The sequence below is a fragment of the Lentzea aerocolonigenes genome, from assembly GCF_000955955.1.
GTDB lineage: Bacteria > Actinomycetota > Actinomycetes > Mycobacteriales > Pseudonocardiaceae > Lentzea > Lentzea aerocolonigenes_A.
The window spans coordinates 25558-35775 of sequence record NZ_JYJG01000261.1; the positions used below are offsets into that span (position 1 = coordinate 25558).

Sequence of the window (10218 nt, forward strand, 5' to 3'; positions counted from 1 at the left end):
CCGCCGAACAACTGTTACGGGTTGCTGACAGACGACGTTGCGCACGCACGTATTATCGAAATCATGTCCAAGACCTCCAGACGCGTCGTGTCCGGCGCGCTGCTGATCGTCACACTCGTGGTTTCCACCGGCGCCGCGCTGGGTTACCTGGGCAGATTGACGCTCGTGTTCGACCGGCATCCGGGAAAGCCGCTCGCGATCGTCGAGGAAGTGCCGGGACCGCCCGGCGGACCGAAGTGCGCTATCGACGCGCGCTACCTGGACGAGGTGCCCGACGGCCTGCGTTCCGACGTGCTGCAGGCATGGAGGTCGTTGCGCGCAAGGGCCTCTGAGCAGGGAGTTTTCCTCTGTCTGAACGACGGCAAGCGCAGCCGCCAGCAACAGCGGAAGGAGTTCGACGACGCGGTCGGAAAGTTCGGCACCGAAGAACTCGCGTCACGTTATGTGCTGAACCCGCCGGACCGTTCGGCGCACGTGCACGGATATGCCGTCGACATCCAGCCGATCGAATCGGCACAATGGGTCGAGAAAAACGGCAACACCCTCGGCTGGTGCCGCCGTTACGAAAACGAGCAGTGGCATTTCGAGTACGACACCCGTTACACCACCGGTGGCTGCCCGGCGCTCGAGAAGAGCGCGACCGGCAGCTGAGTCCCCGTGTGAAGGTCTAGACGCCTGGGGTGCGCGCGAGGTTGCGCCGACGTAATCTGACAACCCGAGTTACCAGATTGGAGCTCCTCCAGTGGCCCGTGCCTACGGTGGTGTGTCACCCGAGCAGCGCAGAGCTGACCGGCGGGCGAAGCTGCTGCAGGCCGGTCTGGCGCTCTTCACCAGCACGGGCTTCGCGGCCACCAGGATCACCGAGCTGTGCACCGAGGCCGGGGTGTCCACGCGGAACTTCTACGAGGAGTTCGCCTCGAAGGAGGACCTGCTGCGCGAGCTGCACGACCTGATCAACGCCACGGCGTTCACCGAGGTCCGCACGGCGCTCACGGAACTGGAGACCGCGGACGTCGAGACGCGCATCACGACCCTGCTGGAAGTCTTCGTGCGCACCGTGACCGCCGATCCCCGTGCGCCGCGCCTCAACTACGTGGAAGCCGTCGGGGTGAACGCGGAGATCGAGGACCAGCACGTGCGATGGGTGAACACGTGGGCGGAGTTCATCGAGTCGGAAGCGCTGCGGGCGGCCGCTGCCGGTGTGGCGCCGCAACGGTCGTACCGGCTGACGGCGATCGCGCTGGTCGGGGCGATCACCGGGCTGTTGCGGGAGTGGCAGGCGCACGAACCGCCGCTCGCGGTGGACGAGATCGCGACGGAGATCCGCGAACTCATGCTGGCGGCGATCACCCGGCCGTAACGTTGAGCCGTGCGAACGCTGAACCGGCTCGTCACGGCCGCCGCGGCCGTCGTGGGTTATGTCGCGCTGCTGCTGGCCATCTCCGCGGGCGTCGATCTGCGTGAGGCGAGCGCCTTCCACGACGCACCCGCCCAGTACGCCGCTTTCGTTCGCGCCCTCGACAGCGGTTCGCCGGACGGCACTCGCGCGGTCGCCAGGTGGTTCGACCAGCGCGCGCCCTCCCGCAGCGAGTCGCGGTCCTCGATCCGGATCGCCGCCGATGCCGCCGACGACGGCGAGCTCGACCTGGCGCGCCGGTTCACCGGCGACGTGGCCGCGGAGATCGCCCTGGACCAGCAGGCGCTGGACGAAACGTCGGCCGCGGCGTGGGACCGCGCGCTGCCGTGGCTGGTGATCGGCGCCGTCCTGACCGCGGGTGCGCTGGTGCTGAGGCACCAGCGGCGCAAGGTGAACATCAGAGCCGTCGAGGTGGTCAACGCGTTCGTGCCGCCGCAGCCGTGGTGGCGGCGTCCGGTGTTCCTGGTCGTGAGCGCGTTCGGTTACACGTTCATGATCGGCGGGTTCTTCGCGGTGGTCGCCGCCACCAGAGCCAACGAACTTCCCTGGGCCGCAAGGGGAATCATCCTCGCGGGCGGCGTCGTGGCGTTGCCGATCGCCTACTTCGTGCTGAAGTACTCGCGACCCAGGTCGGCGACCAGCGCGGCGCAGACCCTGCGAGCCGACTGGCGCGAACCCGTCCTGTACCTGCGCGGCTTCGGCGACGACCCGGAGGCCGCGGTGGTCGACGAGCTGCCCGGCATGTTGTCGACGGGCCTGCTGAGCATCCACTCGCGCGAGGAGCACCTCATCGGCGCCTTGAGGGCGTTCGGGCCGGTGGTCGCGGTGGGCAGGCCGGGCGAGCAGCTGCCGCACCTCGGCGCGGCGCGGTTCTACCTGCCGGGCGACGACTGGCAGTCCGGTGTGCTGCAACTGATGGAGCTCTCGCAGTTGATCGTGCTGCGGCTCGGGGACGGCGACGGCGTGTGGTGGGAGGTCGACCAGGCCAAGACCCAGCCGCCGCGCAAGCTCGTCCTGTTGATCCCCGGAGGCCGGCCGGATCTCGCGGAACGGCTGGACGCGCACCTGCCCAAGCCCGCTCAAATCGTGGCGGTGCCCGGCAAGTGGACGTCTCACGTCGTCGTGTTCGAGAAGGACTGGACTCCGCGCGTGCAGCCTGTCGGGCCGTTTCCCGGGGAGAAGAACAAGTACGGCGCGGCAGTGTTCTACGTGGCGCGCGCGGTGCAGGCGGGGATGCGGGAGATCGGGGTGCGCAAGCGGGCGATGGGTCCGCGGATCAACAGCCACCTGCTCGCGGTGTACGGCAAGGTGCTGCTGCTGGTGCCGGCGCTGGCCCTGGTCGTGTCGTTCCTGCGCCTGATCTTCCTGTGGTGACGGATAGTTCTTCGGATTCCGGCACGAACGTCCGACAAGCGACATCTCCGCCCAGGTCGGCGATCTCCGCCACATTCGCGACATTTGTCCACTATGGATGGTGCACCAGCTCACGTGCGCGCTGATGTCCGGTCAGCACAAGGGATATCCTCGGTCTCGGGTCTCGCACGAGTGAGGCCGGACGGTTCCGCATCCGGAGGAAGTGAGCCATGGGCAACCTCGGCGCCACCGAACTGCTCATCATCGGCGTGGTCATCGTGTTGCTGTTCGGCAGCAAGAAGCTGCCGGAGATGGCGCGGTCGCTGGGACGGTCGGCCAAGATCCTCAAGGCCGAGAGCTCAGGGCTGCGGCACGACGAAACGCCGGACGGTTCGGACACGCCGGAGATTTCCAGGCTTCAGCAGCAGGTCGACGATCTGCAGCAGCAGCTCAAGGCGGCTCAGCAGACCTCCAAGCCCACGAGCTGAGTCCGCGCCCGCGATCCGGTGATGCCTCCCGTGCAGGAGTGAACCGGCTTTCCCGCATGTGAACGCCTGGTGTTCCGCGTCCGTAGTCCTCAGATGTGAGCCGATTCGCCGTTCTCGCCCTGGTCCTGGCCCTCGGTGCCTGTTCCTCCGCCGCAGAGGAGCCCGAGGAGACCGCGTCGTTGCAGGAGCTGGAGGCCGCGGCCGGCCCGGTGGCCGGCCCGACGCCCGTGCTGCCGGGAGACGTCGCGACGCTGCGGGTCGAACAGTCGGCCGCGGTCGGCCCCGTCGTCGCCGACCGCGACCACTACACGCTCTACTTCTCGGAGCAGGACTCCACGAACCCGCCGTCGTCGACGTGCGTCGAGGCGGAGTGCACGCTGGTCTGGATCCCGTTGCTCGCGGCGGGTGGACAGTTCGAGGCCGCCGATCTCGACCCGAAGCTGCTCTCGACGTTCAAGCGCTCGGACGGCACCGAGCAGGTCACGGTCGGCGGGCATCCCGTGTACCGGTACGTCGACGACGAGGAAGCCGGTGACGCCGTGGGGCACGGGGTGGACGGCCGGTTCGCGATCTCGCCTTCCGGGGCGAAGGCCGCTCGCTAGCGGCCGAGTCCGGCGTCCCGGGCGCGGACGATCGCTTGGGCCCGGTCGGCGACCTGGAGCTTCGTGAAGATGGCGGAGACGTTGTTGGCGACGGTTTTGACGGCCACGCCGAGCTTGGTCGCGATGGCGCCGTTGGACAGACCGGCGGCCAGCAGGTCGAGGATCTGCTGTTCGCGGCCAGTGAGCTCGGGGAACGGCACGTCTCTCGCGGACGATCCGGTGAGGAAGCCCAGAACCCGTTGCGCCACGGCCGGGCCGAAGATCGCCTCGCCGGCCGCGACCGCGCGGATGGCTCTGGCGATCTCGTCCTGCTCGGCGCCTTTGACGAGGTAGCCGCGGGCGCCGGCGCGCATGGCCGCGAAGACCGAGTCGTCGTCGGAGAACATCGTGAGCACCAGGACCGCGACCTGTGGTGCCGCGCGGGCGATCTCCTTGGTGGCGGCGATGCCGTCGAGATCGGGCATCTGCAGGTCGAGCACGGCGACGTCGGGGCGGGTGGTGACGACCTCCTTGACCGCCTCGCGGCCGGTCTTGGCGACGCCGACGACCTCGAAGCCGGGCAGTGAGGCGAGCAGCGCGCTCATGCCCTCGCGGACGATGGGGTGGTCGTCGGCGATCACGACGCGGATGCCGGTCACGGCACCTCCACCACTGGCAAGCGTGCCCACACGCGTCCTCCCCGCTCGGTCGGCCCGGCCTCCACCCCACCACCCAGCTCGGCCGCGCGCTCTCTCATCGCTTGCATGCCGACACCGGGGTGCCACGGGCCGTTGGGCGGTCCGTCGTCGGTGACCTCGACTTCGAGTGCTTCCGCGCAGCTCAACCGGAGGATCACCGAGGACGCGCGTGAGTGCCGGACCACGTTGGTCAGCGCTTCCGTGGCGATGCGGTAGGCGGCGACCTCGACCGCGGCCGACAGCCTGGGCACCTCGTCCGGCACGTCGAGCCGGAGCTGGAGCGGGGTGCGCACCAGGTGTTCCGCGCGTTGCCGCAGGGCGCCGAGCAGGCCCAGTTCGTCCAGCGCGGGCGGGCGCAGGTCTTCCACGAGCCTGCGCACGTCGGCGATCGCGGTCCGGACGTCCGCGCTCACCCCGGTGATCAGGGTGCGGGTGCGGTCCGGGTCGGTGGCCAGCAGGTTCGTGGCGGCGTCGGCGCTCAGTGCGACGCCGGTCAGCGTCGGGCCGAGGCCGTCGTGGAGGTCTCGGCGGAGGCGGCGGCGTTCTTCTTCGCGTGCGGTGACGAGGCGTTCTCGGGAGGCCTGCAGCTGCGTGGACAGCAACGTCGCGTGCACCGCCACGGCCAGAGGAGCGGCCACCAGGCGGAGGACGTTGCGGTCGGCGGCACCGAGCGTGCTCTCGCCAGTGCGCACGCCCACGTGCAGTTCGCCGACTGTCACGCCGTCGTACTCCAACGGCACGACCTCCACGTTGTCCGGCCTCGTGCCGTTGCCGGCCAACTCCTGACCAGCCGTCAGTGCCACGTACGGCACCCTCAGCGCGACCCGCACCGCCTCCACGACCCCGGCGAGCCCCTCGCCCGCCAGGTGCTCGCCGACCTTGGACACCACGCGGGCCGGATCGCCGCGATCGCCGTACAAAGCCCGGTCCACGAGCCGTTGCAGGCGGGGCAACACCGGCGCGACCAGCAGCGCGACCACCACCGTGGCGACGACCGACCGTCCGAGCTGAGCCGACACGAACCGGTCCAGCACCGCGACCAGCAGGCCGTAGACGACGAGCACCACCGCGGACAGCAACACCCACGCCAGCACCCGTGACACGACGAGCCGGATGTCCAGCAACTGGTGCCGCACGATCGCGATGGTCACGGCGACCGGGATCAACGGGATCGACAGCAACACGAACACCGGCGTGCCCGCCACGAACGACCACGGCACCACGAACGCCGCCGCCACGCTCGCCGCCAGCAGCAACCACAGCACCGAGTCCTCGCCGCGCCGGTACCGCACGGCCAGCGCCACCACTCCGGCCAGCAACGCCGCGAGCGTCCGCAGCTCCGACACGATCCACAACGGCCCGAGCTCCGCGTACCCCGGCAGCTTCAGGTAGCCGGGCCCCTCGGGATCCGCTCCCAGCTCGATCACGAACAGCGGAGCCGTCACCACGATGGCGATGGCCACCGCGCGCCACCGCCGTGAGGGCAGCCGCCCGTCCGGGAAGAGCACCAGCGACAACGGCAGGAACAACCCGATCGACCACGGCCAGGCGTAGGAGGCGATCGTCGCGATGAGCGGACCGTCGAGGGGCGCACACAGCGCGGTCGTGGCGTGCCCGAGGCCGTCCGCGAGGAACAACCAGCCGATCGGGTTGCGCGGCCGGTGCCAGGCGAGGATCGCGCCGCAGATGCCGAAGGTCAGCGCCATCGCCGAGTTCGTGACGACGAACGCGTCCAGCGCCTGCTGCCACGTCCAGCCCAGCCGCACCACGACCACGACGGCAGCCGCGGTCTCGGTCACCACGAGGGCGCCGAAACCGGACGCGAGCACGCGGCCGATGTTCATGCCGGTAAGTGTGGGCCGCCACCCGCCCGATGTCCCGGGATCACGATCCCGGCAAGTCCCGCCGTTGAAGCTCACGCGGTTCCCGGCGTGGGCGGGAAAGGCTCCCGGGCCGGCCGGATCGCGTACCGGTGCGTGAGGAAAGTGCCTGGCTGAAGGTTGGGTCCAACCACAACGTTGGAGGTGCCCGATGTTCCGTGCCGGACTCGTACTGCTCGGCCTGCTCTCCGTGGCAGACCTGCTGCTTCCCCTGCTCACCGACGGCGAAGCCCCGCCGATGGCGGTCGCCCTGGTCGCCGCCGCACTCGGCCTCGCCAGCCTCGTGCTGGTGATCTCGGCCTGGAGAGGAGCGCGCAAGGCGATCGTCCCGCTGATCATCCTGCGCGGACTGTCCGCCGCGGCCGCCGTGCCCGCGTTCTTCGAGCCCGGTGTCCCCGCGCCGGCGATCGCAGCGGCGGCGGCCACCATCGCACTGACCGCAGTCGGCGCGACCCTGACGCTCAGGGGACGCCAGGCGGTGGCGTCATGAGGTGGCTGCTCCCGATCGGCCCGGCCGCGGTCGCCGTCCTGCGCCTGATCCTCCCGTACGACACCACCGACGACACGGCCACCATGCTGCAGAAAGCCCAGGAACACCCCGACGCCATGAACTGGGTGATCTGGCTCGGCTTCGCCGGCATGCTGACCCTCGCGCCCGCCGTCATCTGGATCGCGCGCCACATCCGCGACCAAGCACCGAAGACCACCACCGCGGCCGCCGTCCTGCTCGTCCCGGCGTACGTGTCGCTCGGCCTGCTCGTGGCACAGGACGCGGCCGCGCTGGACGGCCACACCATCACCCACCCCGCCCTCGAGACCGCGGCCTGGATCTTCGTCGCGGGCCACGTGATCGGCACGGTCCTGCTGGGCATCGCGATGTGGCACGCGGGCCTGCCGAAGTGGGCAGCGGCGGCCACCGCGATCTCCCAGCCGCTGCACCTCGTCGCCGCGGTGATCATCGTGAGTCACGGGCTCGACTTCGTGGCGTGGGGGCTGAACGCGGTGGCGTTCGCGGTGGTGGCCCGAAATTTCGGACCTGACAAGGCGTCACGCGAAGGCAACACACTGTTCGGAAGGGCAGCCGGTTTGTCGCGTTCGGCCTAGTTGGAAGCCATCTTCACCGATTCGTTTGTACCGGAAATCCTGAAACCGGTTTCGCGCGGAACCGGTTTCAGCTAGAAACTGTGAGAGCGCTCCCACGAACGCTGCCGCCGCACGAGCCCTCTCGGAGACCACATGGATCGCGACGACGTGCCCTACCTCGACGCCACGCTGCCCACCACACAGCGGGTCACCGACCTCCTGACCCGCATGACACTGGCCGAGAAGGTCGGTCAGATGATGCAGCTGGACTCGAGGGAGGACCTGGACGACCACGTGCTGCGCAAGCACGTCGGCTCGATCCTGCACACTTCGCCGGAACGGGTCCTGCGCGCGCACGACCTCACGACGCGGACAAGGCTCCAAGTCCCCCTGCTCATCGCCGAGGACTGCATCCACGGCCACTCGTTCCACGAAGGCGCCACGATCTTCCCGACGCAGCTGGGCATGGCCGCGACGTGGGATCCGCAGCTGGTCGAGCAGGTCGCGCGGGTCACCGCGAAGGAAGCTTCAGCCACCGGCGTGCACTGGACGTTCTCGCCGGTGCTGTGCATCGCCCGGGACCTGCGCTGGGGCCGCGTGGACGAGACGTTCGGCGAGGACCCGGTGCTGATCGGCGAGCTCGCGGCCGCCATGGTCCGCGGTTACCAGGGCGACGGGCTCACCGACGAGACCGCCATCCTCGCCACCGCCAAGCACTTCGCCGGCTACTCCGAGACCCAGGGCGGCCGGGACGCCAGCGAGGCCGACCTGTCGAGGCGCAAGCTCCGGAGCTGGTTCCTGCCGCCGTTCGAACGGGTCGCGAAAGCGGGCTGCGCGACGTTCATGCTCGGCTACCAGACCACCGACGGCGTGCCGATCACGGTCAACTCGTGGCTGCTCGACGAGGTCCTGCGCGGCGAGTGGGGTTACACCGGCACGTTGATCACGGACTGGGACAACGTCGGCCGCATGGTCTGGGAGCAGAAGCTGCAGCCCGACTACGCCCACGCCGCCGCGGCCGCCGTGAAGGCCGGCAACGACATGATCATGACCACCCCGCAGTTCTTCGAGGGCGCTCTTCAGGCCGTCGAGGAGGGGTTGCTCGACGAGAAGGACCTCGACCAGGCCGTCACCCGGATCCTGACGCTCAAGTTCGAGCTCGGCCTGTTCGAGAACCCGCGCCGCCCCGACCCCGCGCGCCAGCGGAGCGTCATCAACCACGACGACCACGTGGCGCTGAACCTGCAGGTCGCGCGCCGGTCGCTCGTCCTGCTGCGCAACGACGGCGTGCTGCCGCTGGCCAAGGGCAAGATCGCCGTCGTCGGCCCGCTCGCCGATGACCCGCAGACGCAGCTCGGCGACTGGGCGGGTTCGTCCGGCCAGGCCGACTGGCTGCCCAACGGCCAGCCGCGCGACATGATCACCACGATCCTGGACGGGCTGCGCGAGCTTTCCTCCGACGTCACGTACGCCCGTGGCGCCGACATCCTCACCCTGGAACCGGACCCCGAGGGCGAGACGTTCCCGGACGGCCAGCCGCGTCCGCGCATCGTGCAGCCCTGCAAGCCGGACGCCCAGCTCATCGCCGAGGCGGTCGCGGCGGCAGACGCGGCCGACTACGTGGTGGCCGTCGTCGGTGACCAGATCGAACTCGTCGGCGAGGGCCGCTCCACCGCCACGCTCGACCTGATCGGCGGCCAGATCGCGTTGCTGGACGCGTTGGCGGAGACCGGCAAGCCGATGATCGTCGTGCTGCTCGCCTCGAAGCCACTGGTGCTGCCGGAATCCGCTCGCAACGCCGCCGCACTGGTGTGGGCCGCGAACCCCGGCATGCAGGGTGGCCGCGCGATCGCCGAGCTGCTGCACGGCCTGATCGAACCGAGCGGGCGCCTGCCGATCTCGTTCGCCGCGCACGCCGGCCAGCAGCCGACCTACTACAACCAGATCCGCGGCCAGCACGGCTCGCGCTACGCCGACCTCACGCAGGAGCCGGCGTTCGCCTTCGGCGAGGGCCTGTCGTACACGACGGTCGAGTACGGCGACCTGCACGTGGAGACCGCCGTGCTGCGGCCGGACGAGACCGTGCGGGCCTCGATCACGCTGACCAACACCGGATCGCGGCCCGCCCGTGAGACCGTGCAGGTCTACGTCAGCGACGCCGTCACGTCGGTGAGCTGGGCGGACAAGGAGCTCAAGACGTTCAAGCAGGTCGACCTGGCGCCGGGCGAGTCCGCCAAGGTCGCGCTGGAGCTGCCCGTGTCCGCCTGCACGATCGTCGACCAGCACGGGTCGCGCGTGGTGGAGCCCGGCGAGTTCGTCCTGCTGGTGGGTCCGAGCTCGAAGGACCTGCGCCGGGCCGAGTTCACCGTAAAGCCGCAGTTCTGAAGGGTCCTGGGACGATCGTGAGGTAGCGGGGAGGGATCTCCACCGCCTTCGTGATCGCCCTCTTCACCGCCGGGACGAGGTCCGCGTCGACCAGTGCGACAGCGGGCCTGCCCGGCGAGTCGATCAACATGCTGGCGCCCCTCGCTCCTGCGGCCAGTGCGGCTTCCACCACCGCGTTCTGCTCCGGATCCGGGTCCTGAACGTGGTGGTACGCGGTCAAAGCCGCCCCGAGATCCCCGCCTTCGTAGACGAACGGCCGCCCCACCTGCTGCTCCTCCCTGCGCACCCGCGTATCAACAACAAGCAAACGATGAAGGGAACCTTCATCGACCT

At 69.7% G+C, this 10218-nt stretch carries 10 protein-coding genes and 1 pseudogene; 8 read left to right on the plus strand and 3 right to left on the minus strand.

From position 1 onward, the window contains the following. The first annotated feature begins 63 nt into the window (after positions 1-63). The 5 genes from UK23_RS30695 (at position 64) to UK23_RS30715 (ending at position 3860) form a co-directional block, all read left to right on the plus strand. Positions 64-651, plus strand: a complete 588-nt coding sequence (locus UK23_RS30695) for a D-alanyl-D-alanine carboxypeptidase family protein (RefSeq protein WP_156213486.1) — start codon at positions 64-66, stop codon at positions 649-651. A 91-nt stretch (positions 652-742) separates the two neighbouring features. After that, on the plus strand, positions 743-1360 hold the full coding sequence (locus UK23_RS30700) for a TetR/AcrR family transcriptional regulator (RefSeq protein WP_045315174.1): 618 nt from the start codon (positions 743-745) through the stop codon (positions 1358-1360). 9 nt (positions 1361-1369) lie between these two features. Further along, positions 1370-2791, plus strand: a complete 1422-nt coding sequence (locus tag UK23_RS30705; RefSeq protein WP_052685208.1) for a hypothetical protein — start codon at positions 1370-1372, stop codon at positions 2789-2791. A 209-nt stretch (positions 2792-3000) separates the two neighbouring features. Beyond that, positions 3001-3258, plus strand: coding sequence for a Sec-independent protein translocase subunit TatA (gene tatA / locus UK23_RS49750; protein ID WP_045315175.1), 258 nt, complete (start codon positions 3001-3003; stop codon positions 3256-3258). A gap of 95 nt (positions 3259-3353) precedes the next feature. After that, positions 3354-3860: a hypothetical protein gene (locus UK23_RS30715; RefSeq protein WP_052685209.1), complete on the plus strand. Its 507-nt coding sequence runs from the start codon at positions 3354-3356 to the stop codon at positions 3858-3860. Here the strand turns inward: UK23_RS30715 and UK23_RS30720 are convergent. Together UK23_RS30720 and UK23_RS30725 are read right to left on the minus strand one after the other, a co-directional pair. Continuing rightward, a complete protein-coding gene (locus tag UK23_RS30720; RefSeq protein ID WP_045315176.1) occupies positions 3857-4498 on the minus strand; it encodes a response regulator transcription factor in 642 nt (213 codons plus the stop codon). The two genes, UK23_RS30715 and UK23_RS30720, sit on opposite strands and share 4 nt — an antisense overlap. After that, positions 4495-6381: a sensor histidine kinase gene (locus UK23_RS30725; RefSeq protein WP_045315177.1), complete on the minus strand. Its 1887-nt coding sequence runs from the start codon at positions 6379-6381 to the stop codon at positions 4495-4497. The genes UK23_RS30720 and UK23_RS30725 overlap by 4 nt, the downstream gene beginning before the upstream one ends. 187 nt (positions 6382-6568) lie before the next feature. On the opposite strand from UK23_RS30725, the gene UK23_RS30730 reads away from it, so the two are divergent. The 3 genes from UK23_RS30730 to UK23_RS30740 all read left to right on the plus strand — a co-directional run bounded on the left by UK23_RS30730 (position 6569) and on the right by UK23_RS30740 (position 9885). Then, on the plus strand, positions 6569-6907 hold the full coding sequence (locus UK23_RS30730; RefSeq protein ID WP_045315178.1) for a hypothetical protein: 339 nt from the start codon (positions 6569-6571) through the stop codon (positions 6905-6907). Beyond that, positions 6904-7521, plus strand: coding sequence for a hypothetical protein (locus UK23_RS30735; protein ID WP_045315179.1), 618 nt, complete (start codon positions 6904-6906; stop codon positions 7519-7521). Before UK23_RS30730 ends, UK23_RS30735 begins: the two co-directional genes overlap by 4 nt. A gap of 132 nt (positions 7522-7653) precedes the next feature. Then, entirely contained in the window at positions 7654-9885 is a 2232-nt protein-coding gene (locus tag UK23_RS30740; protein ID WP_045315180.1) for a glycoside hydrolase family 3 N-terminal domain-containing protein, read from the plus strand. Here the strand turns inward: UK23_RS30740 and UK23_RS30745 are convergent. Then, a pseudogene (locus tag UK23_RS30745) lies at positions 9863-10218 on the minus strand (hypothetical protein); the annotation flags it as partial. The gene UK23_RS30740 and the pseudogene UK23_RS30745 sit on opposite strands and share 23 nt — an antisense overlap.

What these genes read in the sequence shown, in the direction of transcription:
- UK23_RS30740 (WP_045315180.1), top strand. Translation starts at nt 7,654, where the DNA reads ATGGATCGCGACGACGTGCCCTACCTCGACGCCACGCTGCCCACCACA.
- UK23_RS30735 (WP_045315179.1), top strand. Translation starts at nt 6,904, where the DNA reads ATGAGGTGGCTGCTCCCGATCGGCCCGGCCGCGGTCGCCGTCCTGCGC.
- UK23_RS30730 (WP_045315178.1), top strand. Translation starts at nt 6,569, where the DNA reads ATGTTCCGTGCCGGACTCGTACTGCTCGGCCTGCTCTCCGTGGCAGAC.
- tatA (WP_045315175.1), top strand. Translation starts at nt 3,001, where the DNA reads ATGGGCAACCTCGGCGCCACCGAACTGCTCATCATCGGCGTGGTCATC.
- UK23_RS30695 (WP_156213486.1), top strand. Translation starts at nt 64, where the DNA reads ATGTCCAAGACCTCCAGACGCGTCGTGTCCGGCGCGCTGCTGATCGTC.
- UK23_RS30725 (WP_045315177.1), bottom strand. Translation starts at nt 6,381, where the DNA reads ATGAACATCGGCCGCGTGCTCGCGTCCGGTTTCGGCGCCCTCGTGGTG.